The organism is Acuticoccus sediminis, assembly GCF_003258595.1.
GTDB lineage: Bacteria > Pseudomonadota > Alphaproteobacteria > Rhizobiales > Amorphaceae > Acuticoccus > Acuticoccus sediminis.
The window spans coordinates 666,348-690,714 of record NZ_QHHQ01000004.1 but is presented as its reverse complement, the minus strand read 5'-3'; the positions used below and the strand labels follow the sequence as shown (position 1 = coordinate 690,714).

General features: G+C 70.5%; 24 protein-coding genes. 14 read left to right on the top strand and 10 right to left on the bottom strand.

Annotated features, from left to right (window positions below; genetic code table 11):
- The first annotated feature begins 24 nt into the window (after positions 1 to 24).
- The 13 genes from DLJ53_RS21250 to DLJ53_RS21190 all read left to right on the top strand — a co-directional run bounded on the left by DLJ53_RS21250 (position 25) and on the right by DLJ53_RS21190 (position 12,385).
- Positions 25 to 537, top strand: a complete 513-nt coding sequence (locus DLJ53_RS21250) for a GNAT family N-acetyltransferase (RefSeq protein WP_111348916.1) — start codon at positions 25 to 27, stop codon at positions 535 to 537.
- Positions 538 to 649: 112 nt separating this feature from the next.
- Entirely contained in the window at positions 650 to 1,573 is a 924-nt protein-coding gene (locus DLJ53_RS21245; protein ID WP_111348914.1) for a hypothetical protein, read from the top strand.
- A 159-nt stretch (positions 1,574 to 1,732) separates the two neighbouring features.
- Positions 1,733 to 2,161 (top strand): DUF2141 domain-containing protein, encoded by a 429-nt coding sequence (locus tag DLJ53_RS21240; RefSeq protein ID WP_162409443.1) that lies wholly within the window; start codon positions 1,733 to 1,735, stop codon positions 2,159 to 2,161.
- A 125-nt stretch (positions 2,162 to 2,286) separates the two neighbouring features.
- Complete coding sequence (locus DLJ53_RS21235) at positions 2,287 to 4,401, top strand: molybdopterin-dependent oxidoreductase (protein WP_111348910.1); 2,115 nt, start codon at positions 2,287 to 2,289, stop codon at positions 4,399 to 4,401.
- A 390-nt stretch (positions 4,402 to 4,791) separates the two neighbouring features.
- The gene (locus tag DLJ53_RS21230) at positions 4,792 to 6,138 is read left to right on the top strand and encodes a FliI/YscN family ATPase (protein ID WP_111348908.1); all 1,347 of its coding nucleotides are present in this window, start codon (positions 4,792 to 4,794) and stop codon (positions 6,136 to 6,138) included.
- A gap of 121 nt (positions 6,139 to 6,259) precedes the next feature.
- Positions 6,260 to 7,699 (top strand): flagellar hook protein FlgE, encoded by a 1,440-nt coding sequence (locus DLJ53_RS21225; protein ID WP_111348906.1) that lies wholly within the window; start codon positions 6,260 to 6,262, stop codon positions 7,697 to 7,699.
- Positions 7,700 to 7,709: 10 nt separating this feature from the next.
- Positions 7,710 to 9,095, top strand: coding sequence for a flagellar hook-associated protein FlgK (flgK, locus tag DLJ53_RS21220; protein ID WP_111348904.1), 1,386 nt, complete (start codon positions 7,710 to 7,712; stop codon positions 9,093 to 9,095).
- On the top strand, positions 9,095 to 10,132 hold the full coding sequence (locus DLJ53_RS21215; RefSeq protein ID WP_111348902.1) for a flagellar hook-associated family protein: 1,038 nt from the start codon (positions 9,095 to 9,097) through the stop codon (positions 10,130 to 10,132). Before flgK ends, DLJ53_RS21215 begins: the two co-directional genes overlap by 1 nt.
- A gap of 14 nt (positions 10,133 to 10,146) precedes the next feature.
- Positions 10,147 to 10,497, top strand: a complete 351-nt coding sequence (gene flaF, locus DLJ53_RS21210) for a flagellar biosynthesis regulator FlaF (protein WP_111348900.1) — start codon at positions 10,147 to 10,149, stop codon at positions 10,495 to 10,497.
- Positions 10,494 to 11,102, top strand: coding sequence for a flagellar biosynthesis repressor FlbT (flbT, locus tag DLJ53_RS21205; protein ID WP_202913268.1), 609 nt, complete (start codon positions 10,494 to 10,496; stop codon positions 11,100 to 11,102). Before flaF ends, flbT begins: the two co-directional genes overlap by 4 nt.
- Before the next feature lie 52 nt (positions 11,103 to 11,154).
- On the top strand, positions 11,155 to 11,574 hold the full coding sequence (gene flgD / locus DLJ53_RS21200; protein ID WP_111348896.1) for a flagellar hook assembly protein FlgD: 420 nt from the start codon (positions 11,155 to 11,157) through the stop codon (positions 11,572 to 11,574).
- Between the two features lie 2 nt (positions 11,575 to 11,576).
- Positions 11,577 to 11,843, top strand: coding sequence for a flagellar biosynthesis protein FliQ (fliQ, locus tag DLJ53_RS21195; protein WP_111348894.1), 267 nt, complete (start codon positions 11,577 to 11,579; stop codon positions 11,841 to 11,843).
- 284 nt (positions 11,844 to 12,127) lie between these two features.
- Entirely contained in the window at positions 12,128 to 12,385 is a 258-nt protein-coding gene (locus DLJ53_RS21190; protein WP_111348892.1) for a YjiS-like domain-containing protein, read from the top strand.
- A gap of 35 nt (positions 12,386 to 12,420) precedes the next feature.
- On the opposite strand, the gene DLJ53_RS21185 is transcribed toward DLJ53_RS21190, so the two are convergent.
- The 5 genes from DLJ53_RS21185 to DLJ53_RS21165 all read right to left on the bottom strand — a co-directional run bounded on the left by DLJ53_RS21185 (position 12,421) and on the right by DLJ53_RS21165 (position 19,372).
- Positions 12,421 to 13,230 carry an enoyl-CoA hydratase/isomerase family protein gene (locus tag DLJ53_RS21185; protein WP_202913267.1) on the bottom strand — a complete coding sequence of 270 codons (810 nt, stop codon included), beginning with the start codon at positions 13,228 to 13,230 and terminating at the stop codon, positions 12,421 to 12,423.
- A gap of 150 nt (positions 13,231 to 13,380) precedes the next feature.
- Positions 13,381 to 14,253 (bottom strand): C40 family peptidase, encoded by an 873-nt coding sequence (locus tag DLJ53_RS21180; protein ID WP_111348890.1) that lies wholly within the window; start codon positions 14,251 to 14,253, stop codon positions 13,381 to 13,383.
- Positions 14,250 to 15,611 carry a leucyl aminopeptidase family protein gene (locus DLJ53_RS21175; protein WP_111348888.1) on the bottom strand — a complete coding sequence of 454 codons (1,362 nt, stop codon included), beginning with the start codon at positions 15,609 to 15,611 and terminating at the stop codon, positions 14,250 to 14,252. Before DLJ53_RS21175 ends, DLJ53_RS21180 begins: the two co-directional genes overlap by 4 nt.
- A 761-nt stretch (positions 15,612 to 16,372) precedes the next feature.
- Entirely contained in the window at positions 16,373 to 17,872 is a 1,500-nt protein-coding gene (locus tag DLJ53_RS21170) for a phosphomannomutase/phosphoglucomutase (RefSeq protein ID WP_111348886.1), read from the bottom strand.
- A gap of 99 nt (positions 17,873 to 17,971) precedes the next feature.
- Positions 17,972 to 19,372 (bottom strand): flavin-containing monooxygenase, encoded by a 1,401-nt coding sequence (locus DLJ53_RS21165; protein WP_111348884.1) that lies wholly within the window; start codon positions 19,370 to 19,372, stop codon positions 17,972 to 17,974.
- Between the two features lie 225 nt (positions 19,373 to 19,597).
- On the opposite strand from DLJ53_RS21165, the gene DLJ53_RS21160 reads away from it, so the two are divergent.
- Entirely contained in the window at positions 19,598 to 20,428 is an 831-nt protein-coding gene (locus DLJ53_RS21160) for an IclR family transcriptional regulator (RefSeq protein ID WP_162409441.1), read from the top strand.
- A 51-nt stretch (positions 20,429 to 20,479) separates the two neighbouring features.
- Here DLJ53_RS21160 and DLJ53_RS21155 read toward each other — a convergent pair whose 3' ends face one another.
- The 5 genes from DLJ53_RS21155 to DLJ53_RS21135 form a co-directional block, all read right to left on the bottom strand.
- The gene (locus DLJ53_RS21155; protein WP_111348880.1) at positions 20,480 to 21,679 is read right to left on the bottom strand and encodes an NAD(P)/FAD-dependent oxidoreductase; all 1,200 of its coding nucleotides are present in this window, start codon (positions 21,677 to 21,679) and stop codon (positions 20,480 to 20,482) included.
- Between the two features lie 171 nt (positions 21,680 to 21,850).
- A complete protein-coding gene (locus DLJ53_RS21150) occupies positions 21,851 to 22,324 on the bottom strand; it encodes a DUF6505 family protein (protein WP_111348878.1) in 474 nt (157 codons plus the stop codon).
- Positions 22,321 to 23,022 (bottom strand): biotin/lipoate--protein ligase family protein, encoded by a 702-nt coding sequence (locus tag DLJ53_RS21145; RefSeq protein ID WP_111348876.1) that lies wholly within the window; start codon positions 23,020 to 23,022, stop codon positions 22,321 to 22,323. The genes DLJ53_RS21150 and DLJ53_RS21145 overlap by 4 nt, the downstream gene beginning before the upstream one ends.
- On the bottom strand, positions 23,019 to 24,140 hold the full coding sequence (locus DLJ53_RS21140) for an Mrp/NBP35 family ATP-binding protein (RefSeq protein WP_111348874.1): 1,122 nt from the start codon (positions 24,138 to 24,140) through the stop codon (positions 23,019 to 23,021). Before DLJ53_RS21140 ends, DLJ53_RS21145 begins: the two co-directional genes overlap by 4 nt.
- Positions 24,130 to 24,354 (bottom strand): DUF6494 family protein, encoded by a 225-nt coding sequence (locus DLJ53_RS21135; protein WP_111348872.1) that lies wholly within the window; start codon positions 24,352 to 24,354, stop codon positions 24,130 to 24,132. The genes DLJ53_RS21140 and DLJ53_RS21135 overlap by 11 nt, the downstream gene beginning before the upstream one ends.
- Positions 24,355 to 24,367: the final 13 nt, after the last annotated feature.

Here is a 24,367-nt window from a genome sequence, read left to right as displayed (position 1 = left end):
GGTGTGGACGGTGAGGGGTAGCCCATGGGAGAGGATGAGGACAACCGTCAGGTGCTGTCCCCTGTCATGATCCGGCCGGAGGACGCGGCGGATGTCGCAGCCGTGCGACGCCTCGTGACGGCCGCGTTCGGCCGCGCGGACGAGGCCGAGCTCGTCGACCGTCTCCGTCCGGATGCGCTCGCCTTGGTCGCCATCGAGGGCGGGGGCGGCGCGGTCGTCGGACACGTCATGACCTCCCCCATGCGCGGCGTGGACGCCGTGGGGCTCGCCCCGCTCGCGGTCGCCGGGCCGTTCCGACGGCGCGGCGTCGGCGCGCGCCTCGTCGAGGCGGCGATCGCGGCCGCCCGCGAGGCGGGCCATGGCGGCGTCTTCGTCCTCGGCGATCCGCAATATTATGGACGCTTCGGTTTCAGGGCAGACGTCGCCGCGCGGTTCGGCTGCCGCTACGCCGGGCCGCATCTGATGGCGCTGGAATTGCGGCCCGGCGCGCTCGGGCCGGGCGGAACGGTCGACTATCACCGCGCGTTCGGCGGATGATCGTGTCAATTTTCCGCGCCAACCCCAGCCCTCCTTTACCGAATGATTTGAGCCGGCGGTAATCGGGGGCGGGCAAACCTCCGTCTCAATGAACAAGGCCAGGAGACGAACGATGAACGGCATGTTGCAGCACTTCACGGTCCTTCGGTCCGAGGAGCGTGCGCTCGACTGGGCAGCCGTTCTCGAGATCGTCACGCGCGAGCTGATCTTCCGCAACGCCGGGTCGGCGGTGTGCGGCGATGCGCTGGACATGGTCGTCGGCGGCACCAGGGTTCGGCTCGAACAGGTCGGCGCGCGCTACGAGGCCCCCGACGACGGGCTCGACCCGATCCGGGTCTGGGAGCCGTCCGCCGCACTGGGCGCGCACCAGTCGCATGTCAGGATGACCGTGACCCCGCGCGATTCCAGCGAGCTCGCGGCTCTCCTCGGCATGAAGGTCGGGCTCACGCTGGCAGCCGCGATCGCCGAGGCGGGCGGCGACGTCCTCGCCATCCACAGCCTCCCCAACGATCTCTTCCTGCCGCCCGACGTCGTCGAGACGGTGCTCGCCGCGTTCGGCTCGGGCGAGGTTCCGCACGAGATCCTGGTGCAGTACGCGCCCTACCATCCCCAGAACGACGGGCTTCACGGCACCGTCGGGATGATGACGAAGGGGCTGCTGCCGCTGACCGGCTTCGAGATCGCCGTCGCTCCGACGCTGACCGGCGGCTCGGAGGAGATGTACCAGTGCGCCGCTGCCGCCGTCCGCCGCCAGCTCGTCGAGGGCGTGCCGCTGCGCGACCGGGAGGAGATCGAGACCGACGCCGGGACGATGCTCGTCCGCCTGGTCGCAGAGTGGCTGATCCCCGGCGTGCCGATGGCGGTGCTGCTTCCGGCCGGGGCCCTGGTCGAGGCGGAGACGCTGTGCGTGCGGCCGGACCTCTCCGAGGCCCGCACCGGCGCCCCCGCGCCGGCGATGGCCCCCCGGCGGCGCAGCCTGCTCGCCCGGATCCTGGGCGCGGGGCTGAAGGGCGCGAACGACGGCGCGGCGTACTGATACCGCGCCTGCGGAGGGGGGCCGCGCCGTAAGCGGCGCCCCGCCGGCGCACGGCATCCCTCCGAAATGCATCGCGCCTGCGGCATGGAGTGGCTGGACCCAACTTCAGGAAGGCGCATTTATCTCCTGAGGCGCCCATCGCGGGCAAAGGGGATAATCATGAACCGACTGCGAGCTCTTCCGATCGCGCTCGTCGTGGCCGGAGCCGTCGCGGCACCCTGCGCGGCCATGGCCGCCGACGTGACGATCACCGTCGACGGCATCCAGCCGGGAACCGGCAACATCCTGGTCGCCCTGCAGACGGAGGACGAGTTCCTCTCCGGCGAGGGGACCTATTCCGCCGAGGTCCCGGCCGACGCCGATACCCTGACGACCGTCCTCGAAGGGGTCGTGCCGGGCGAATACGCGGTCGCCGTGGTGCACGACGAGAACGGCGACGGCACCTTCGCCCTCGGCGATGACGCACCGCTCGAACCGTGGGGCGTCTCCGGCGACCAGCTCGGCGATCCGACCTTCGAGTCCTCCAAGATCGTCGTCAGCGAGGACGGCGACAACAAGGTCACCGTCACCATCGCCTACCCGATGTAGGGCGCCCCGGCGGCCGGGTCCGCGGTTTCCGTGAAAGGGCTGCAACGGGACGTGAAACGGCCCGGCGTTTGCACGCCGGGTGGACTCCCTTAAGGTTCGTCTCGTTCCAATCTGGAGGCCCGCCGATGAATGCGCCCGTTCGCCACCGCTCCACGTGCCCGCACGACTGCCCTTCATGCTGCGCACTCGAGGTGGAGGTGGCCGACGGGCGGATCGGCCGCATCCGCGGCTCGGCCGCGAACAGCTACACGGCGGGTGTCATCTGCGCGAAGGTCGCCCGCTACGCCGAGCGCTCGCACCACAAGGACCGGGTGCTGCATCCGCTGCTCCGCGTCGGTCCCAAGGGCTCGGCGGACTTCAGGCGGATCACCTGGGACGAGGCGTTCGACCGCGTCGCCGAGGGATTCCTGAAGGTCGAGGCCGAGCACGGCTCACAGGCGGTCTGGCCCTACAACTACGCCGGCACGATGGGCCAGGTGCAGCGCGACGGGCTCCACCGCCTGCGCAACACCAAGCGCTACTCGCGCCAGTACGACACGATCTGCACCGCGATGTCCTACACCGGGTTCGTCGCCGCGACGGGGCGGCTCGCCGGACCCGACCCGCGCGAGATGCGCGTCTCCGACTGCATCGTCATCTGGGGCACCAACGCGGTGTCGACCCAGGTCAACGTCATGACCCACGCCATGGCCGCCCGCAAATCGCGCGGCGCCAAGGTCGTGGCGATCGACGTCTACGCCAACGACACCATCAGGCAGGCGGACATGGGGCTCGTGCTGCGGCCGGGCACCGACGCCGCGCTCGCCTGCGCCGTCATGCACGTCGCCTTCCGCGACGGCTACGCGGACCGCGAGTTCATGGCCAGCCACGCCGACGACCCGGCCGGCCTCGAGGCGCACCTCGCGACCCGCACGCCCGAGTGGGCGGCCACCATCACGGGGTTGCCGGTCGAGACGATCGAGGAGTTCGCGAGGCTCGTCGGCACCACGCCGAAGACCTACTTCCGCCTCGGCTACGGCTTCACCCGCCAGCGCAACGGCACGGCGGCGATGCACGCGGCGACCTCCATCGCGACGGTGCTCGGCTCCTGGAAGCACGAGGGCGGCGGCGCGTTCCACATCAACGGCGCCCTCTATCAGCTCGACAAGTCGATGATCGAAGGCTCCGACGCGCTGGACCCCACCACGCGCCGGCTCGACCAGTCGCAGATCGGCCGCATCCTCACCGGCGACGCCGAGGCCCTGCAGGGCGGTCCCAAGGTCGGCGCGATGCTCATCCAGAACACCAACCCGATGGTGGTGGCGCCCGAGCAGGCGCTGGTCCGCCAGGGGTTCGGGCGCGAGGACCTCTTCACGGTCGTCCACGAGCAGATGATGACCGAGACCGCCCGGATGGCCGACATCGTCCTGCCGGCGACGATGTTCACCGAGCATGACGACATCTACAAGGGCGGCGGCCACACGCACCTGATGCTCGGCCCCAAGCTCGTCGACGCGCCGGGGGAGGCGCTCGAGAACCACGTCGTGCTGTGCGAGATCGCCAGGCGGGTCGGCGCCGAGCACCCCGGCTTCCGGATGACCGCCCGGGAGCATATCGAGTGGATGGTGAAGGCCTCCGGCTACGACATGGAGGCGCTCGACCGCGACGGCTTCGTCGACCTCAATCCGGACTTCGAGACCGCCCACTACCTCGACGGGTTCGGCTACCCGGACGGGAAGTTCCGGTTCAGCCCGGACTGGACGAAGATCCCGCACAACAACAACGGCCCGATGGGCCCCGTCGGCGAGATGCCCCGCTTTCCCGACCAGTGGGACGTCATCGAGGCGGCCACCGAGCGTGAGCCGTTCCGCCTCGTCACGGCTCCGGCGCGCTCGTTCCTGAACTCCACCTTCAACGACACGCCGAGCTCCCTTGCCAAGGAGGGCGAGCCGGTGGTGATGGTCCACTCCGAGGACGCCGCGGCGGCGGGCATCGCCGACGGCTCGCTGGTGCGGCTCGTCAACGCCCGCGGCGCGGTACGGCTCAAGGCGAAGGTGTTCGACGGGGTCGTGCGCGGCACCCTCATCTGCGAGGGGCTTCACCGCAACGGGGACTTCCGCGACGGTCGCGGCATCAACATGCTGACCGGCGCGGACGCTGTCGCTCCCCACGGCGGCGCCGCCTTCCACGACGTCCGCGTCGCGCTGGAGGCCGTCGCCGACGAGGTGCTGGAGGAGGCCGCGGTCGCCGAGCCGGTCTGACCGTACGCGCGCCGGCGGACGTCCGCGAGGAGCGGGTCGCGAACATGAGGGCAGGGCCGGCAGGCCCGCGCGCATCGATGGCGCCTCCGGCCGGTCATCGTTCTGAAGGCGTGCGCCTTGCGCGGCCGGCCGTCTCGCCGGTCGCCGGAGGTCCCCCGCCGGTATGAGCGACGGGTCGGGGCGCGGGCCGACGCCAGCGCTCCCGGCACGGCGCGATGGCCGCGCATCCACCGCATCCACCACCGTTCCGGCACCTGACCGGCCGGGAGACGTCGCGGGCGTGCCCCGGTGGGGCCGGCGGCGCGGCCGGCAACCGCCGCGACAGCCCCGGACCACCTTCGGCGTGCAAACCAGCTTTCATGCAAGGTTTGCGACCATGGAGGTCCCGCGATGGGAGCGCTTGAGCGCCTCGCCGACGTGCTGGATGGATATACCGAACCCGCCGTGCGTCTCTCCGGCGTGGTCTGCGAGGCCAATCCCACCGACCGCTTCGTACGCGGCCTCTCCCGGCACGCCGCCCTCGGCGACCAGCTCCTGATCCACCACCACGACGGCGCGGCGCTGGCCGAAGTGGTGCGGATCGACCGCGAGCGCGTCACGGCCTCGCCCTACGAGCGGCGGCACGCGGCATTCATCGGCGCAGGGGCGGCACTGGTGGGCCGCTTCGAGCTGCGCCCCTGCGACGAGTGGCTGGGCCGCGTGGTCGACGCCCTCGGCCGGCCCCTCGACCACGGGGAGCCGCTCCCCCTCGGTCCGGTTCGCCGTGTCGACGCGGATCCGCCGAAGGCGATGAAGCGCGCGCCCCTCAACCGCGCCCTCAGGACGGGGGTGAAGGTGCTCGACATCTTCGCCCCGCTCGTCGAGGGCCAGCGGGTCGGCATCTTCGCCGGATCGGGCGTCGGCAAGTCGACCCTCCTCGGCATGATCGGCGCGGCGGCGACCTTCGACGTCGTCGTCGCCGCCCTCGTCGGCGAGCGCGGGCGCGAGGTGATGGAGACCCTCGACGGCCCGCTCGCCGAGCACCGGGACCGCACCGTCGCCGTCGTCTCCACCGGCGACGAGACGCCGATGATGCGCCGCCTTGCACCCATGACCGCGATGGCGGTCGCGGAATATTTCCGCGAGCAGGGCAAGCGCGTCCTCCTCGTGGTGGACAGTCTCACCCGCTACGCCCACGCCGCCCGCGACGTGGCCCTCGCCGCCGGCGAGCCGCCGGTCTCGCGCGGCTATCCCCCGTCGGTCTTCGCCGACATGGCGCGGCTCGTGGAGCGGGCGGGGCGGACGGGCCTGCTGGGCTCCATCACCGGCGTCTTCGCCGTCCTCGTCGACGGCGACGACATGGACGAGCCCGTCGCCGACACCGCGCGCGGCACCCTCGACGGGCACATCGTCCTTTCCCGCGCCATCGCCGAGCAGGGGAGGCTGCCGGCGGTGGATCCGCTGGCCTCTCTCTCGCGCCTCGCCGACAAGGCGTTCCGGCACGACGAGTGGGAGCTTTCGCGGCGCCTGCGCGCGCTCATCTCGCGGTTCGAGGACACGCGCGACCTGCGCCTGCTCGGGGGCTACAAGCCGGGCTCGGACGCCGAGCTCGACAAGGCCGTGCAGGTCGTCCCCCACGTCTACGAGGCCCTGGTGCAGATGCCGGCCGACAAGCCGTCCGAGGACGCTTTCGCCGAGCTTGCCGCGCTTCTCACCGGCCGCACCGCCGGCGGCGAGGCCGACCCGCCATCAGCCTGACACAAGCAGGAACACGCAAAACAGAATGCGTGTCGAGTGGACGGGCATGTCGGCCCGCGATCGCTAATCGGATCGGCGAGGCGCCCTGTTCCAACTTCGGGCGCCGACAAAAGGAAAGTCCATGAGCCTCTACAATATTCTTCGCACCGGCGTGTCGGGTATGAATGCCCATTCGTACCGCCTGGCCACCGTGGCGGACAACATCGCCAACGCCAATACAGTCGGATACAAGCGGGCGGACGCCGAATTCTCGTCCCTGATCCTGGATTCCGGGCCGGCGAACTACCAGTCCGGCGCGGTGACGGCCAACATCCACTACGAGGTGACGAAGCAGGGCGCGCTGACCTACACGCTGTCGTCGACCGACGTGGCCGTGCAGGGCGCCGGCTTCTTCGTCGTCGAGGACTCCAAGGGCGGCCACTACCTGACCCGCGCCGGCTCCTTCGTGGTCGACGGGCAGTCCGGCGACCTCGTGAATTCCGCCGGTTTCGCGCTGATGGGCTTCGCCTCCATCGATGGCGAGGAGCCGGTCATCACGCTGAACGACACGGCCGGCCTCGAGAAGGTCAACCTCGACTACATGAACATGCGCGCGACGCCGTCGACGACCGGCACCTTCCGTGCCAACCTCGACGCGGGCGCCGAGGTGATCGACCCGCAGAACGCGCCGAACACGATCTCGACGCCCGGCTCTAACGGCATCGACTCCGGCGGCAACGCAACCCTCGACGTCGCCTACACGGTGAAGAGCTCCATCGTCGCCTACGACGATCTCGGCCGCGAGAAGACGCTCGACGTCTACTGGACCAAGATCCAGGACTACGACCCGCTGGCCCCCACCGATCCCCAGTGGGAGGTCGTGATCTACGACCAGTCCAAGCGCAACACCGCCTACGAGACGGACTTCCCCTACGACATCCCGAACCCGCCGCTGGGTGCCGCCCAGGCCAGCGAGGCCTGGCTCGGCAAGGCCAACGTGACCTTCGACCCGACCAACGGCTCGATCATGGAGATCGAGACCATCGACGAGAACGGCAACTCCTCCGGCGCGATGGCGGTCGACCCGAACAACCCGGACGAGCAGGCGATCCTCTCCCTCGCGCTCCCCGACGCCGAGGACCGGCTGGAGCTGAACATCACCGGCACCACCCAGCTCGCCGCCGACTACGAGCCGCTGGAGGTCTACATCAACGGCAATGCGCCGGCGACGGTGCAGTCGGTCGGGATCTCCAACGACGGGCGCGTCTACGCGGTCTACGAGGACGGGGCGGAGGTGGAGTTCTACCGCCTGCCGCTCGCGAACGTCCCCTCGCCGGACCAGATGGAGCCGTTGCCGGGGAACGTCTACCGCATCACACCCTCGTCCGGTGACGTGCGGATCGGGCTGCCCAACGACGCCGGCAACGGCTCGCTGGTGGTCGGCGCGGTCGAGCAGTCGAACGTCGATCTGGCGTCCGAGCTGACCAACATGATCATCGCCCAGCGCGCCTACACCGCCAACTCCAAGAGCTTCCAGACGGGCAACGAGCTTCTCGAAGTCCTGATGAACCTCAAGCGCTAAGGGACCCGGCATGAGCCTCGACGTTGCAGCCAACGTCGCGCGGCAGTCGCTGATCGTCGCGCAGCAGCAAATCGCGCTTTCGAGCCGCAACGTCGCGGCGGCCGGCGACCCGACCCGCTCGCGGGCGAACGCCGGGCTCACCACCACCATCGACGGCGGCGTCCACGTCACCAGCGTGCGCCGCGCCGAGGACATCGCGCTCTTCACCCGCATGATCACGGCGACCAGCCGCACGGCGGAGGCCGACGCCGTCCTTGAGCACATGCTGGTCCTTGCCGACACGGTGGGCGACCCGGAGGACGACACCTCCGTCGCCGCGCTGATCGGCAAGCTGGAGCATGCCGTCGCCGACTACGCCAACGCGCCGGACGATCCGTTGTTCGGCCAGGCCTCCATCGAGGCGGCCCGCAATCTCGCCAACGCGCTGAACCGCGCGGCGAGCGAGCTCAACCTGCTGCGCGAGCAGGCCGACCGCGAGCTTTCCAACTCGGTCACCGAGGCCAACCGCCTGCTGCAGGACTTCGACGACGCCAACGACGCCGTCCGCAAGGCGATGTCGCTCGGCCAGGACCCGACGATGGACGAGGACCGGCGCGACGCGATCATCGCGGAGCTGTCGATCTACATGGGCGTGACCGTGCTGCGCCGGGACGGGGGCGACATGGCTCTCTTCACCGACAGCGGCATCACCCTCTACGACCAGTCCCCGCGCACGGTCGAGTTCACCCGCACCCCGGTCTACACCGTCGACACCCAGGGCGGCATCGTCCTCATCGACGGCATGCCAGTGACCGGGCCCGACGCGACGATGCCGCTGCAGAACGGTCTGATCGTCGGCCAGTCGCGCGTGCGAGACGAGGTGGCACCGACCTACCGCCTGCAGATCGACGAGATGGCCCGCGCGCTCGAGGAGATCTTCTCCGACACGAGCGGCAGCCTCTTCGTCACCAGCGGCGGGCCAGATTACGCGGGCACCATCGCGGTCGCCGCCGACGTCGACCCGCTGCAGGGGGGCTCGGTGGAGAACCTGCGCGACGGGAGCGGCAACCCGAGCGGCCTCGCGGCCTACTCGGACCGGCTGATGGCGATCGGCGAGGCGTTTGCGGACCTGCGCCTGTGGGACGCCGACGCGCAGCTCTCCGGCGAGACCACGATCCAGGACTTCGCCACCGAGTCGGTCGGCTTCATCGAGAAGATCCGCCTCGAGGCGACCGACCTCGCGACGCGCGAGCGCTCCATCCTCACCGGAGCGTCGGACGCCCTGTCCCGGGTCACCGGCATCAACCTGGATGACGAGTATGCCCAGCAACTCGCCATCGAGCGCAGCTTCGCCGCCTCGTCGCGGCTGATCACGCTCATCGACGAAATGTTCGACGAGCTTCTGAGGATCTTCTGATGCAAACGAACTACGTGTCGACGGCGGCCCTTCGCAACGCGCCGCGCTCGGAAATCGTCCGTCTGCAGTCCGAGCTGGCGGACCGGACGATCGAGATCGCCACCCAGCGGCACGCCGACGTCGGACTCGCCCTGGGGGCGGACACCGGGCGCACGGTGTCGACGCGCATGGACCTCGGCCTGGTGGAGACGCTGCTGATCGCGAACGGCTCGGCCACGGCCCGCCTCGAGCAGACGCAGACCGCGCTTGCCGACCTCGAGACCATCGCCTCGGAGATGCTGGCGTCCATGGTCGCGCTGCCGCCCGGCAACGCCGCCGCCACCACGCTGGAGATCCAGGCCGATTCCTACCTCGACCGCTTCGCCGACCGACTGAACGCCTCCGACGGCGGCTCCTACCTCTTCGGCGGCCAGCGCAGCGACGTCACCCCGATGGAGCGCTTCGACGACGGTCCGAAGGCGGCGATCGAGGCGGCGTTCCAGGCGAAGTTCGGCTTCCCCGTCGGTGATCCCGCCGCTGCGTCGATCACGGTCGCCGACATGCAGGACTTCCTCGCCAACGAGTTCGCCGCCGAGTTCGATATCGGCGCCTGGACGACCAACTGGTCGAGCGCCTCGTCCGACCGGATGGTGAGCCGCATCGCGCCGTCGGAGCGGATCGTGTCGTCCGTGACCGCCAACGAGGACGCCATGCGCACCATGGCCAAAGCCTTCGCGATGATCGCCGGGATGGACTTCTCCTCCTTCAATCAGGAGGTGCGCAACACGATCGTCTCCGAGGCGCGCATCATCATGGGCACGGCGATCACCGACGTCGTCAGCCTCAAGTCGATGCTGGGCTTCGCCGAGAACGCGATCACCCATGCCAACGAGCGCATGAGCCTCGCGCGGGACATCCTCACCCAGAAGACCGCCGACCTCGAAGGGGCCGACCCGGTGGATGCCAAGGTGCGCATCGACCTCATCACGACGCAGATCGAGATGAGCTACGCGCTCACCAACCAGCTCTCGCGGCTGTCCATCCTCAACTACGCCTAAAAGGAGAGCCTGCTTTGACGGCGAGTATCTATGCGGACGTGACGATGGGCTCCAGCGCCGTCGGCCGCGAGCAGGAGTGCGAGGCCTTCGATATCGGCATCGCCCTCATGGAAGCGGCCCGCGCCGAGCCCGACAGCTTCGACCGCACGCGAGACGCCGCCCGCCACGTGCAGACCCTCTGGGGCTTCCTCATCAAGGATCTGTCACAGCCTGCCAACGACCTCTCGGAGGAGCTCAAGGCGAACCTCATCTCCATCGGCCTTTGGGTCATCCGCGAGACCGACGCGATCCTTGGAGGCCACAAGTCCGATTGGACCCCCGTCATCGATATCAACAGAACCGTGCGCGAAGGACTGGCCACATGAACGCCTCGACCACTCGACGCTCCCCGCAGGCCGACGAGGGCCGGCGCGAGAGCCCCCGTCCCATGCACATCTCGCTGCGCGCGGGTGAGCGATTGTTCCTCAACGGGGCGGTCCTGCGCGTCGATCGCAAGGTGACGCTGGAGCTCCTGAACGACGCGACCTTCCTGCTGGAGAACCACGTCCTCCAGGTGGACGACACCAAGACGCCGATCCGGCAGCTCTATTTCGCCGTGCAGGCGATGCTGATGGATCCGGCCAACGCGGCCGCGAGCCGTACGCTCTTCGAGGCGATGGCGGCGGACGTCGCCTCGATCTTCCGCTCTCCGGCGCTGAAGGCCGGCATCCAGGAGGCGATGCGGCAGGTGATGGCCGAACGGCCCTTCCATGCCCTGAAGACCCTGCGCGGCCTCTTCGCGGAGGAGGCAGACGTCCTCGCCGGGACCGTCCTGGCGCCCGCGCCGGAGCGCCCGAAGCCGCTGGCGGAGGCGACCAAGCCGCTGACCGACGCCACGACGGCGCGGAGCCAGGGCGTGGTCGGCGACGCCGCGCTCGCAACCGCCGGCGAGCCGCGCCGGGCCGCCGCCGCGAACCTTCCGTCCCACTGATCCGCCACCACCGGACCCGACCATCGACGGTCGGCGACCAAGGAGCGATGCGATGTATTCCGTCACCTCGGTGCCCGCGACCCCGCCGCCCGGCGCCACGACGACCACCACCGCGACCGAAGGCTTCACGCCCACCAGCGCGTCGTCGATGGACTACGATTCCTTCCTGCAGCTCCTGGTGACGCAGATGCAGCACCAGGACCCGCTCAACCCGATGGACGACACCGAGTACATCGCCCAGCTCGCCACGTTCTCGAACGTCGAGCAGAACATCATGACCAACCAGCGCCTCGACGCCGTGCTGACCGCGCAGGCCCTCGGCGACGCCGGCGCGATGATCGGCCGGACCGTGACGACGGCGGAGGGGCAGTCCGGCGTCGTGAGCGAGGTGCAGGTCACCTCGTCCGGCATGACGGTGGTCTTCGAGGACGGCACCACCGCGCCCGTCGGCGCCGGCGCGACGATCAGCTGACCATGACCGAGGTCGACGCCATCGACATCGTCCAGCAGGCGATCTTCACCGTCCTCATCGCGTCATCGCCCGTGGTGGCGGTGGCGATGGTCGTCGGTGTCACCATCTCGCTGCTCCAGGCCCTGACGCAGGTGCAGGAGATGACGCTGACCTTCATCCCGAAGATCATCGCCATCCTCGTCGTCGCGGCCCTCTCCGCGAGCTTCATCGGTGCGCATATCTACGCCATGACCGAGGAGATCTATTCGAGGATCGCCACCGGGTTCTGAGCGAACCGCCGCCGGACGGGGGTTCTGCGGCCCGCCCTCGTCCGCGGGCGGTGCCCAGAAGGCGGGCAGGCAGTGCCCTTCGAACGTTCAGTTTTTTTGTTGGGACCCATCAAAACAATTCGTTCGACTACGAACGAGAGCGAGCCCATCTACGGTTCAAGTCACCAGCCGGTCCTCTCCTGCGGACCCGACCCGCTGCTCTGAACCATCGAAAAAGTGCTGTCCCTGGACAGGCGATTCCCGCCTGGCCACGGGCAGCTTCTTGCGCCGTTAGGAGGCCAACCATGACGACCAACACGACCGTGGCCCGCTCGCGCGGCACGTCCATCCTCGGGGCGATCGCGCAGAAGCTGCGTCACGCCTACACGATCCGTCGCCGTCGCGCCGCGTTCGCGCGGATGCTGAACCTCGACCATCACGTCCTCGAGGACATCGGCCTGACCCGCGCCGACATCTACTGGGGCATGTCCCTTCCGCTCGAGGAGAACGCTGCCGTCGTCGTCCGCAACAAGCGGATCGCCGACCGCCGGTACGGCCGCTGAAAGCCGCATACGGGGACGGCCGCGCCGGTCGCTGACTAACGGCCCTCGAAGTGAGGGGCCCGTTTCTCGGCGAACGCTGCGCGGCCCTCCACGTAGTCGTCGCTCGCATCGGCGGCATCGACGAGGCGCCACGCCTCCTCCATCAGGGTCGGCTCGGCCCCGTCCGCCACTGCGCGGACCGCCACCTTCGCCGCCGCCAGGCTGAGCGGCGCATTCTCCGCCAGACGGGCGACCAGACGCTCCAGCGCGTCGTCCACCTCCTCGTCCGACAGAACCTCGTGGACCGCGCCCATCACGAAGGCGCGCTGAACCGGCAGGCGGCCGGCCGTCAGCATGATCCACCGCGCCATCGATTCACCGAAGATCCGGATGAGCCGCGCCACCCCGCGCGGGTCGTACCCGAGGCCGAGACGGGCCGCCGGGACCATGAAGAACGCGTCCTCCGTCGCCACCCGCACGTCGCACGACAGCGCCAGCGCCGCGCCGGCCCCGACCACCGGGCCCTCGAGCCGCGCCACCGTCGGCTGGCGGATCGCCTCGATCGCCCGGCAGGACAGCTCGAGCTGGTCGTCGTAGACGCGCGCATTGGCGGCGTCCGAGCGGTCGTCGGCGAAGCCGGTGATGTCCGCCCCGGCCGAGAACACCTCGCCCGCGCCGCGGAAGATCACCGCCCGCACGTCCGCGTCGGCGCTCACCGAGACCGCGAAGTCCTCAAGCTCGCGCCACATTCCGAGCGAGATCGCGTTGCGCCGCGCCGGGTTCACGAGCGTCGCGGTCACGACCGCGCCATCGCGGGACACGTCGACGTGGGGCATCTCGGACATCGTCAGCCTTTCGAATTCCATCCGCCCGCCATGCCGGGCGCTTGCAGGGCTTAGGTTGTTGCAGGTGCCGGCGCAACCGTGCCGTCGGGCCGGCGCCGAAGGGCACGGGCGTCACCCGGGGACATCGGGGCGTCACCAGGGAACACGCCGGGGACCGCCGGTCGGCGCGGGTCAGGGGATGCGGCGGTAGCGGGTCGGGAGGAGGCCGAGCGCGTTGAGGCGCGCGATCGTCTCCGATAGCGGCTCGATCGCGGTGCGGTGGTGGTAGCCGTTCGCGTGCAGCAGGCGACACTCGTCCAGCATGATGCCGACATGGCCGCGCCAGAAGACGAGGTCGCCGCGTTCGAGGTCCGGAAGCGGGTCGTGCGGCAGCATCTCGCCGAGTTCGGCCGCCTGCATGTCGCTGTCGCGCGGAGCGATCCGGCCGGCCATCTGCAGTGCGAGCTGCACGAGGCCGGAGCAGTCGATCCCGAGCCACGACTTGCCGCCCCACAGGTACGGCGTGCCGACGAACGTCTCCGCCACCGCGACCCAGTCGCGCGCCGCCCGGTTCGCGAGCGTGCAGTGCTGCGTCAGCACGTAGCCGGCTGCGGCCTTGTGGAAGTTCTCGCTGCCGTGCCGCTCCATGTCGCCGGCCGGGAAGACCGCGCCCATCGGGAGGCGCATCACCGGGGAGACCTTGATCGAGGGTTCCGGGAAGACGAGCGCCAGCGGGACGGAGACCTTGTGGAGCGACTGCTTGGCCTCCAGCGGCGCCTCGGGCGCCAGCGCGGTGTGCTCGACGTAGCCCACGTAGGAATCGGCCGTGCTCTGCACCCAGCACCAGTCGCCGTCGCGGTCGAAGACGTTGACCCGCTCGCCATAGAGAAGCTCGGTGTCGACCGGGGCGTCCGGGGCGGGGCGGCGGCGCAGCGCGACCGTCGGCGCGGCGACCACCCGCGGCTCGCCGGCGACAAAGCGCTGCGCGTCGACGCGGCCCCTGAGAGCCGCGTCGGCGAGGTCGGGACGGACGGCGTTGCGGCGGGCGTCGAGCGTGTCGCTCACGCGCCGTACCGGACGGCCAGCCAGTGGTAGAGCGCGCGGATCGCCTGGGCCTCGCCGCCCTTCGGACGGCCGGGCCGTGCCTCGCCGTTCCAGGCGTAGAGGTCGAAGTGCACGTAGGAGTGCGCCTCCGCCACGAAGCGGTTGAGGAACAGCGCCGCCGTGATCGACCCCGCGAAGGCCTGGGAGGAGATGTGGTTCACGTCCGCGATCTCGGACTTGAGCCACTTGTCGTAGCGCGGCCAGAGCGGCAGGCGCCACACCGGGTCGTGTACGTCCTCGCCGGAGACGGTCAGCTCCTGCGCCAGCACGTCGTCGTGGGTGAACATCGCCGGCAGGTCCGGGCCGAGGGCGACGCGCGCGGCGCCGGTGAGGGTGGCGAAGTCGATCAGGAGCTCCGGCGCCTCGGCGTCGGCGTAGGTGAGGGCGTCGGCGAGGACGAGGCGGCCCTCCGCGTCCGTGTTGCCGATCTCGACCGAGAGGCCCTTGCGCGAGCGCAGGACGTCGCCGGGCCGGAAGGCGGCGCTGCCGATCGCGTTCTCCGCCGCGCCGATCAGCACGCGCAGCCGGATCGGCAGGTCCGCGTCCATGATCATCTGCGCGAGGCCGAGCGCCTGCGCCGCGCCGCCCATGTCCTTCTTCATGAGGAGCATCGCGCTCGCCGGCTTGATGTCGAGGCCGCCGGTGTCGAACACCACGCCCTTGCCGACCAGCGTGACCTTCGGCGCGCTCTCGTCGCCCCAGGTCATGTCGATGAGGAGGGGCGGGCGGTTCGACGCCGCGCCCACCGCCGCGATCATGGGGAAGCCGGTCTCTAGGTCCTCGCCGTCGGTGATCTCGACCGTCGCGGCGTACTCGCGCGCGAGCGCCTGCGCGGCGTCGGCGAGCTCGGCCGGGCCGAGGTCGTTGGCGGGGGTGTTGATGAGGTCGCGCGTCAGCGAGACGGCCCTGGCGACGCGCCGCACGTCGACCGCGTCGACCCCCTCCGGCGCGACCAGCTTGGCCGTGCGCTCGGGGACCGTCTTGTAGCTGTCGTAGCGGTAGAGGCCGAGGAGGAAGGCGAGGGTGGCGGCCGTCGGATCGCGCCAGTTCTCGCCGAGCGCGAAGGTGGCTCCGGGGAATCTCGCGAGGGCGGCCGCGGCGAAGGGGTCGCTGTCGTCGCCGGTGCCGACCAGCACCATGGCGATGCGTCCGGCCACGTCGGGGAGGGCGAGGACCTGGCCCGCGGACCCGTCGAAGCCGTTGGCCTCGGCGAAGGCGGCGTGTTCACGCGACAGGCGGGCGAGGAAGTCTTCGGATTTCGCTTTGGGGACGGAATGGACCGGGGCCGGCCGCTCCGCTTCGTGTCGACCGACGATCATAGGCTCTATTGTGACTTCAGGAGGTCCATCCAAGACCAGATAGCATGTCGAGGACCGGGCCTCCAGCCGCGAAAAGCGCGATGACCACGGCGGCCACAAGAAGGGCAGCAACCATGGGCAGCTCGCTCAAAGCCTCGGCGCGCGGTGCCTTCGCACCACGACGCACTCTCGGCATGTCGGCCCCATTTGCCATGTCCTTGCGACCCTCGTCCGCCGGTTTCATCGCCCACGAACCTCACTGGCTCGTCTTGTTGCGAGGTTAACGTCGGCGTTTCCGCGAATTTGGCGAGGGTCTTTAGCGCGTTACGGTAAACCAGTGGTATTCGCGTTCCGTCAAAGCGAGACGAGCCGCTTAATCCTGACCGGCGTTGCAGAATCGTCAGGGGATCCGCGGCGAATCGCGGAGTTCGGCGCCGCCTGCCCGGGCCGCCCGATCCGGCGTGACGGAACCGGGAACAGGCGCGGTTAACGCGCCCATCACTTCTGCGCCACCGCGTGCACAAGAGGTCGCAGGCAACAAAACGCGCGTTCGCACGCCGCTCCGGGCGGTGCGAGTCGCGGCTTTCGCCGGGGGGAGGGGGTGTTCGGGCGCCATGACGGCGAATCGGCCGCGGAAGTCCGGGTTGCCGGACGGTCCGGCGGCCAGGGCGGCTGAGGCCCCGGTGCCGCCGTTTGGGGCCGGGCGGGTCGTCCAACGTGTGCCGCGGCTCGCAAGCCGCGGCCAGGTCGGCCGTCGCGGGCGACGGCCGGTGAGCGGACGGTCAGATCGTCTGGTTGTAGGCGCCGACTTCCGGGTTCTCGCGCAGGACGCCGTCGACGGCCTTGAACATCGCGCGCATGTTCTCCTCGCTCGTCGGGCTCTCTACCACGACCACCAGCTCGGGCTTGTTGGAGGAGGCGCGGACGAGGCCCCAGGTGCCGTCCTCGGCGACGACGCGCACGCCGTTCACCGTGATCAGCTCCTTGATCGGCTGCCCGGCGACCGCCTCGCCCGCCGCCTGCATGTCCTCGAAGCGCTTCACCACCCTGGTGACGACGTCGTACTTGATCTCGTCGTCGCAGTGGGGCGACATCGTCGGCGTCTGCCAGGTCTTCTGCAGCTCGCCGCGCAGCTGGGACATCGTCTTGTCCGGGTTGCGGTCCAGCATCTCCAGGATCGCGATGGCCGAGATGAGGCCGTCGTCATACCCCCGGCCGATCGGCTCGTTGAAGAAGAAGTGCCCCGACTTCTCGAAGCCCGCCACCGCGTGAAGCTCGTTGACGCGGCGCTTGATGTAGCTGTGGCCGGTCTTGAAGTAGTCGGTCTTGGCCTCGTTCTCCTTCAGGACCGGATCGGTCATGAAGAGGCCGGTCGACTTCACGTCGACGACGAACTGCGAGCCCTTCTTCAGCTTGGAGAGGTCGCGCGCCAGCATCACGCCGATGATGTCGGCGTAGATCTCGTCGCCGGTCTCGGTGATCACGCCGCAGCGGTCGCCGTCGCCGTCGAAGCCGAATCCGACGTCCGCGCCGTGCTCCTTCACCGCGTGGGCGATGGCGTGGAGCATCTCCATGTCTTCGGGGTTCGGGTTGTAGCGCGGGAAGGTGAAGTCGAGCTCGGCGTCCAGCGGGATCACCTCCACGCCCAGCCGCTCGAGCGTCTGCGGGGCGAAGGCACCGGCGGTGCCGTTGCCGCAGGCCGCCACGACCTTCAGCTTCCGCTTGATCTTCCGGTCCTTCACGAGGTCGTCCATGTAGACCTTCGGGAAGTCGTTCACGAAGACGTACGAGCCGCCGCCCGGCAAGTCGAACGCGGCGTTGAGGACGATCTCCTTCAGCCGGCCCATCTCGTCCGGACCGAAGGTGCGCGGGCGGTCGGCGCCCATCTTCACGCCGGTCCAGCCGTTCTCGTTGTGGGAGGCCGTGACCATCGCAACCGCGGGGACGTCCAGCGCGAATTGCGCGAAGTAGGCCATCGGCGTCACGGCGAGGCCGATGTCGTGCACCTTGCACCCCGCCGCCATCATGCCTTGGATCAGGGCAAGCTTGATGGACGAGGAGTAGGAGCGGAAGTCGTGTCCGGTCACGACTTCACGCGGCTTGCCCATCTCGCCGAGAATCGTCCCGATTCCCATGCCAAGGGCCTGTACGCCCATAAGGTTGAGTTCTTTGCCGAAGAGCCAGCGAGCGTCGTACTCGCGGAAGCCGGTCGGCTTCACCATGGGCTCCGACTCGTACGCGTACGTGTTCGGTGTCAGCTGCGGCTGCGGTTTTGGAAACATGCTAGGGCTCAGCTCCGGCGGCGAGTCATCTCGCCTGAGCCGTAGCCGGTATCCCTCGGCATATAAAGGGGGTTGTATTGTACGGTGCCGATTCGATGATCAGGTTGCCGTTTTCTCAATGGGTTGCGCCGCGGGTCGCGATGCCGCGCCCGCCGGTTGCGCGCTCGCGACGCGCGCCAGATCCGCGTTCAGCGCCCCCGCATACTCGCGCGCGTCGACCTCGAGGGTATAGCGCGCGGCGTTGAGGTAGCTCTTCGCGACGGACTGGCGGTGCCGCTCGACTTCGGCCGTCATCTCGGCCGGAGCGGGGAGTGACAGCCGGCCCGACAGCAGCGCCGCCATCCACCGCGCCTGCACCTCCACCAGCGGGATCGTCGGGCCGATCGGCTGCAGCAGGCCGGCGAACATGAGGTTGGGGTGCGAGGTGGAGACGATGCGGCGGTAGAGCGCCGGCGGCACGCCTTCCCCGACCGCGAACACCGCGTGGTCGAGGAAGGGGAAGGTCGTCCTGTAGCCGGTGGCGTAGACGATGGCGTCGACCTTCTCGCGGGTGCCGTCGACGAAGGCGATCTCGCCGCCCTCGAGGCGGGAGACGTTCGGCTTCATGCGGATCCAGCCGTGTCCGAGGTAGGGCAGCAGGTCCTGCGACAGGGTCGCGTGCTCGCGCCACACCGGGTGCTCGGGGAGGGGCACGCCGAACCGCTCCTGCCGGCCATATGTGAGGCGGGCGAGCCTGGCGAAAACCGACCGCGCGACCGGGACCGGAAGCCTGAACCGGCGGATCAGGGCGCCGAGAACCCGGTCGGTCGGGATGCCGCCGACATATTTGGGCATGATCCACGCGCTGCGGCGGGTGGACAGGAGCGTCGCCTCCGCCGACTTGGCGACGTCGACCGCGATGTCCACCGCGGAGTTGCCGATGCCGACCACCAGCACGCGCTTTCCCGCGTAGGGCCCGGCGGTCCGGTAGTGGTGGGAGTGGGTCACCGTCCCGTCGAACGTTCCGGGGAAGTCCGGCATGCGCGGGTCGGAGAGATGGCCGTTGGCGACGATCACCGTCCGGTAGTGCGTCGTCGTGCGCGGGCCGCCGGCGGTCGGCTCGGTGGTGACGTCGAACCCTTCGCCGGCGGGCGTGACCGCGACGACCGTGGTGCCGAAGCGGATACGGTCGCGCAGCGCGAAGCGGTCCGCATAACGCTCGAAATGGGCGAGCATCTGGCCGTGCGAGGGGTAGTCCGGCAGGCTCTCGGCGAGCGGAAAGTCCGGCCAGGCGAGGCTCTGCCGCGAGGAATCGATATGCAGGCTGCGGTACGCCGAGGAGGTGCCGCTGTCGTTCTCGTAGCGCCACATCCCGCCGATGTCGGATCCGCGCTCGACGCCTTCGACCGCCACGCCGGCCTCGGCGAGCGCCTTGATCGCGGTGAGGCCGGACACGCCCGCGCCGATGACGCAGACGTCCGCCCCGGCGGTTTCGCCCCGTGAGACTGCGGTCTCTGCCATGGCACTTCGCTCCCTCGTCACCGGTTGCTGCCGAGCGGCGGGTTGGCCCGCCGTCCTCGCGGGAAAGTCCCGCATCGCTTTGCGGCGAACCATCTGAAACGGCGCATGCAAGGTCAATGCGCGCCGCCGTTCTTTGGTACCGCCAAGCGAGACAATGCGGGAATTCGGCTCGCCTTCGACGGGGAAGTGCCTATTCTCGGCGTCTTCATTGCAGGAGGCGGTGTCATGCAGCGCGAGACGGGTGTCACGCAGCGCGAGACGAAGGAGCGGGCCGACCGGCAGGGCGAGACCGTCGCCAGCGTCTCGCGGGCCGTCGCGGCGATCCGCTGCGTCGCGCGGGCGGGCGCCGAGGGCCGGCGCCTGTCGGACGTGGCGCGCGAGATCGGCCTCCACAAGGCGACCGCCGCCCGCGCCCTCGCGAGCCTCACCGAGCTCGACGTGCTGCGCCGGGACGACGACCGCCGCTACCGGATCGCGCCGCAGTTCCTGGAGACGCTCGGCCTTCCGGTCTCGCTCGGGACACTGCGCCAGCGCGCCCACGCCGAGGTCATGGACCTCGTCGACAAGGTGGAGGACACGGGGCTCGTCTCCGTCCGCAGCGGCCTTGAATCGCTGTGCATCGACCGGCACGTCGGCCGTTACCCGCTGCAGGCCCTGTCGCTCGACGTCGGCCGGCGGCGCCCGCTGGGGGCGGGGGCCGGCAGCCTCGCGCTCCTCGCCTGGCTGCCGGAGGACGAGCGCGAGGCGATCATCGACGCGCTCGGGCCCCGGCTCGACCCCTACCGCTCCGTCACGCCCGCCTCGATCCGCCACCACGCCGAGGTCGCGCGGCGCGAGGGCTACACCTACCTGCCGGACTACGTCGTGACCGGGATGACCGGCATCGGCGCCCCGGTTCGCGAGCCGTCGGGGCTGATCGTCGCCGCGGTCTCGGTCGCGGGCGTGGGCGACCGCCTCAAGGGATCGCGGCGAGAGGAGGTGGCGCGTCTCGTGGTCGACGCCTGCGCGCGGATCGAGGCGCGCCTCGCCGGCTGCCCCCCGGCCCCTGTCCGGTAGCGACCTGGCGCGCCTCGGCCGCCGGCGGGGCGGTGGCTTGCCGTCACGGCGTCAGCGCCCGCGCGAGGCCTTCATCAGCGGGCCGAGGTCGTAGTCGAGCGGGGCGAGCGCATCGCGCGTGAGGGGCGCGTCGCCGGCCATCAGGCGGCGGGCCTGCATGTGGGTTCGGCCGTCGTTGATGGTCTCGACCGCCGTCAGCACGTCGCCGTCGAAGCGCAGGACCGCGCCGTCCCCGCGCAGCACGCTGTCGTCCTCGGGTGAGGAGAGCCCGGCGATCTGCAGCTTCCAGTCCGCCTGGTCGGACCAGAACCAGGGCACCGCCGCGTAGGCGTCGGTCGATCCCTTGACGAGACGCTTCGCGATCGTCCGCGCATGGTCGACCGCCGCCTGCACGCTTTCGAGCCGGACGGGGCGGCCCGTCCGCGGGTCCGGGAAAACCGCGCAGTCGCCGAGGGCGGAGATGTCCGGGTCGGCGGTGGCGAGCTGCGTGTCGACGACGACGCCGTTGGCCACCGTGAGGCCGGCCGCCGCGGCAAGCTCCGCGTTGGGCCGGACGCCGGCGGCGAGCAGGACCATGTCCGCCGCGATCACCGTTCCGTCCGCGAGCGCGATTCCCGTCTCGGTCACCTCGGCCACCGGCTGGCCGAGGAGCACCTCGGTCCCCATCCCGCGGTGCATGTCGAGGAAGCGGGCGGAGACCTCCGGCGAGACGACCCGCGCCATCAGCCGCGTCGCCGCCTCCGCGACCGTCACGGTATGGCCGAGCGCCCGCGCGACCGCCGCGAACTCCAGCCCGATGAAGCCGCCGCCGATGACCGCGATCCGTCGCGGCCCGGCGAGGTGGTCGCGCAGCCGCGCCGCGTCCGCGAGCGTCCTGAGGTCGACGGTCCGCTCGAGGCCCGGGATCGGCGGGCGCAGGTTGCGCGTGCCGGTCGCGATGATGAGGTGGTCGTACGGGAAGCGCCGGTCACCGGCGACGACCGCCTTGCCCTCGCGGTCGATCGCCTCGACCCGCGTGGCGTTGACGAGCGTGATGTCGTGGGCCTCGAAGAAGGCGGCGGGGCGGAGCTCCAGCTCGTCGGCGACGCCCGTCTTCAGATAGGCCTTGGAGAGCGGCGGGCGCTGGTAGGGCAGCCCCGTCTCGTCGCCGATCAGGACGATCTCGCCCCTGAACCCCTCCTGGCGGAGGCTGGCGGCGGCCTGAAACCCCCCTTGCCCCGCACCGACGATGACGATCCGACCGCTCTCCACGTCGCCTTCACTCCCTTGCCGCCGCCCGGCTCCGGTCCGGGCGCGGCGTACTGGTACGCCGGTTCCGGGCGACGTTCAAAGCCCGTCGTCGCGGCGCTCGAGTGCGCCCGCGTCGATGCGCCGTGGAATCGGTTTGGACGGAGGGTCCCGGCTGCGGCCGCCGCGACCGTGCTAGGAGCCGTGCACCGCGAAGCTCTCCAGCGGGGCGGCGGTGGGGGCGATGGGCCGGAAGCGCTCGCGCACGCCGACCGGTTCGAGGGTCCGTTCCACCAGGATCAGCGTGTTGGGCTCGTAGTCGTTGCAGAGGTCGCGGGCGTAGCCGAGCTCCTCCAGCGCGACGGGCATCGCCGCCTGTCGCGACGGCGCGCCGTAGTGGGCGACGAAATGGTCCGCGAGGGCCTCGGCGCACGCCTGCCATTCGCGTTCGGTGATCGGTGCGACCGCCACCACGGAGGCACGGCCGAAGGTCTCGAGGCCGAGCCAGCCGTGCGCGAACGCCTGCCGGCGCTTGCCGGTGAGGTCCGCCTCCGTCCAGTTGGAGTAGGCGAACGCGCCGGAGATCACCCACTCGCCGGGCTCGGCGGCATGCTCGAAGACGTTGAGGTCGCTCTCGTCGAGGCGGATCACGCGGGCGAGATGGGTCATTGCAGCATCGTCGTGAGAGGGAGCGTGCGCGTCCGGCCGTCGCACGAGACGAGGAGCCCGCCGCGCTCGTCGATGCCCAGCATGCGTCCGGCGACGGGGGCGGCGATCTCGCCGCCGACGTCGTCGCAGGCCGCCGTCCAGGTCGGGCCGATGGCGGCGAAGCCGTCGTCGACGAAGCGGTTGATCCAGACCAGCATGTGGCGCGACAGGCTCTCCAGGATCGCCCTCCCGCCGATCGGCTCGAACCCTTCCTCGGCGAGGGTGGTGCGTTCGGGGGTGTCGCCGGGACGGTCGCCCGGCGTGTAGAGCGGGATGTCGACGGCGACGACCAGCCAGTCGGGCTCGGCGTCCGGGTCGTCGTGGCTCGCCGCCGCGCGCCAGACCGGGCCGACGGCGCCGTTGAGCCGCGCGCGATCGGGCCAGACGAGGTGGACCGCCAGCTCCGGAGGTCCCAGCGCGCCGAGGCTGTCGACCAGCGCGAGCTGCAGCGCGAAGACCACGCCGACGGCGTCCGCCAGCGGCAGCTCCGGGGCGAGGACGATGGCGGCCGACAGCGCGCCCTCCGTCTCGCGGTAGAGGATGGTCCCAGGCCGCACCCCCGCCGCCGCCCGCTCCACCGCCGCGGCGAACGGGTCGGTGCCGACCGCCTCGCCGGAGAGGAGCGGCGGGAAGAGCGGGGCGTCGGCGAGGTCGCTCACCGGAGCGCGTCCGAGGCGATGAGGGCGTCCGCGACCGCGAAGAAGGCCTCCGCCTGCGGGCTCTCCGGCTTCAGCACCACGATGGGCGCGCCGCCGTCACCGGCGACGCGGATGTCGAGGTCGAGCGGGATCTCGCCGAGGAAGGGGACGCCGAGCTTCTCCGCCTCCGCCTTCGCGCCGCCGTGGCCGAAGGGGTGGTGGACCTTGCCGCACCCGTCGCACACGAAGGCGGACATGTTCTCGATGAGGCCGAGGATGGGCGTGCCCATCTTGCGGAACATGTCGATGCCCTTGCGCGCGTCGATCAGCGCGATGTCCTGCGGGGTGGAGACGACGACCGCACCCGCGACGTCGGCGTTCTGGCAGAGCGTCATCTGCACGTCGCCGGTGCCGGGCGGCAGGTCGACGACCAGGACGTCGAGGCGGCCCCACTGCACCTGGCTCAGCATCTGCTGCAGCGCCCCCATCAGCATCGGGCCGCGCCAGACGAGCGCCTCGTCCTCGCCCACCATCAGGCCGAGCGACATGAGCGTCACGCCGTGGTTGCGGTGGGGCAGGATGATCCTGCCGTCCGGGCTCGAGGGACGGCCGGAGACGCCCAGCATGCGCGGCTGGCTGGGTCCGTAGACGTCCGCGTCCAGCATGCCGACCTTCTTGCCGCGCGCGGCGAGCGCGACGGCGAGGTTCGCCGCGACCGTCGACTTGCCGACGCCCCCCTTGCCGGACGCGACGGCGATCACCGTCTTCACACCGGCGGGGTTCTGCGGCTTCTGCGGCGCCGCGGGGGCGGCGGCCGTGTGCGCGTGCGAGTGCGCGTGGGGGCGCGGCGGGGCCGGGCTCTCGGCGTGCGGCATCGTGCGCGGGGCGCCGGCGACGGCGTGCGCGGTCATGATCGCGCTGACGCGCTCCACGCCCGGGAGCGCCGCGACGGCCCGCTCGGCCGCCGCGCGGACCGGCTCCATCGCGGCTCCGCGCGCGGCGTCGACCTCCAGGATGAAGCTCACCTGGCCGTCGCGGATGGTCAGCGCCTTGACCTGGTCGGCGGTGATGATGTCCGTCCCGCGCCCCGGATCGAGGATCTGGGCGAGCGCGGCGCGGACGGCAGCCTCATCGACCATCGGCGGGCATGTCGATGGAGCCGTCGACCTCGTGGGTGAGGCCGAGCGACTCGACCGTCAGGGTGACCTTCGCGCTGACCGGGCCGGCGGGGAGGGCGCCGGCCTCGCGCGCGGCGCGCACCGCCTCCTCGATCTCGCGCTGGGAGGTGACGCCGACCGTCTTGAGGAACTTGCGCAGGCTCATGTTGAAGGCGTCAGGCGTCGTGTCGGTCATTCGGGTTCTCCGG

Excerpts from the sequence above, each read along its gene's own strand:
- DLJ53_RS21240 (WP_162409443.1), top strand. The coding sequence starts at position 1,733 with ATGAACCGACTGCGAGCTCTTCCGATCGCGCTCGTCGTGGCCGGAGCC.
- DLJ53_RS21140 (WP_111348874.1), bottom strand. The coding sequence starts at position 24,140 with ATGGTCGATGAGGCTGCCGTCCGCGCCGCGCTCGCCCAGATCCTCGAT.
- DLJ53_RS21165 (WP_111348884.1), bottom strand. The coding sequence starts at position 19,372 with ATGGCAGAGACCGCAGTCTCACGGGGCGAAACCGCCGGGGCGGACGTC.
- DLJ53_RS21135 (WP_111348872.1), bottom strand. The coding sequence starts at position 24,354 with ATGACCGACACGACGCCTGACGCCTTCAACATGAGCCTGCGCAAGTTC.
- DLJ53_RS21235 (WP_111348910.1), top strand. The coding sequence starts at position 2,287 with ATGAATGCGCCCGTTCGCCACCGCTCCACGTGCCCGCACGACTGCCCT.
- DLJ53_RS21225 (WP_111348906.1), top strand. The coding sequence starts at position 6,260 with ATGAGCCTCTACAATATTCTTCGCACCGGCGTGTCGGGTATGAATGCC.
- DLJ53_RS21150 (WP_111348878.1), bottom strand. The coding sequence starts at position 22,324 with ATGACCCATCTCGCCCGCGTGATCCGCCTCGACGAGAGCGACCTCAAC.
- DLJ53_RS21230 (WP_111348908.1), top strand. The coding sequence starts at position 4,792 with ATGGGAGCGCTTGAGCGCCTCGCCGACGTGCTGGATGGATATACCGAA.
- DLJ53_RS21175 (WP_111348888.1), bottom strand. The coding sequence starts at position 15,611 with ATGATCGTCGGTCGACACGAAGCGGAGCGGCCGGCCCCGGTCCATTCC.
- flbT (WP_202913268.1), top strand. The coding sequence starts at position 10,494 with ATGAACGCCTCGACCACTCGACGCTCCCCGCAGGCCGACGAGGGCCGG.
- DLJ53_RS21245 (WP_111348914.1), top strand. The coding sequence starts at position 650 with ATGAACGGCATGTTGCAGCACTTCACGGTCCTTCGGTCCGAGGAGCGT.
- fliQ (WP_111348894.1), top strand. The coding sequence starts at position 11,577 with ATGACCGAGGTCGACGCCATCGACATCGTCCAGCAGGCGATCTTCACC.
- DLJ53_RS21160 (WP_162409441.1), top strand. The coding sequence starts at position 19,598 with ATGCAGCGCGAGACGGGTGTCACGCAGCGCGAGACGAAGGAGCGGGCC.
- DLJ53_RS21215 (WP_111348902.1), top strand. The coding sequence starts at position 9,095 with ATGCAAACGAACTACGTGTCGACGGCGGCCCTTCGCAACGCGCCGCGC.
- DLJ53_RS21170 (WP_111348886.1), bottom strand. The coding sequence starts at position 17,872 with ATGTTTCCAAAACCGCAGCCGCAGCTGACACCGAACACGTACGCGTAC.
- DLJ53_RS21190 (WP_111348892.1), top strand. The coding sequence starts at position 12,128 with ATGACGACCAACACGACCGTGGCCCGCTCGCGCGGCACGTCCATCCTC.
- flgD (WP_111348896.1), top strand. The coding sequence starts at position 11,155 with ATGTATTCCGTCACCTCGGTGCCCGCGACCCCGCCGCCCGGCGCCACG.
- DLJ53_RS21185 (WP_202913267.1), bottom strand. The coding sequence starts at position 13,230 with ATGGAATTCGAAAGGCTGACGATGTCCGAGATGCCCCACGTCGACGTG.
- DLJ53_RS21250 (WP_111348916.1), top strand. The coding sequence starts at position 25 with ATGGGAGAGGATGAGGACAACCGTCAGGTGCTGTCCCCTGTCATGATC.
- flgK (WP_111348904.1), top strand. The coding sequence starts at position 7,710 with ATGAGCCTCGACGTTGCAGCCAACGTCGCGCGGCAGTCGCTGATCGTC.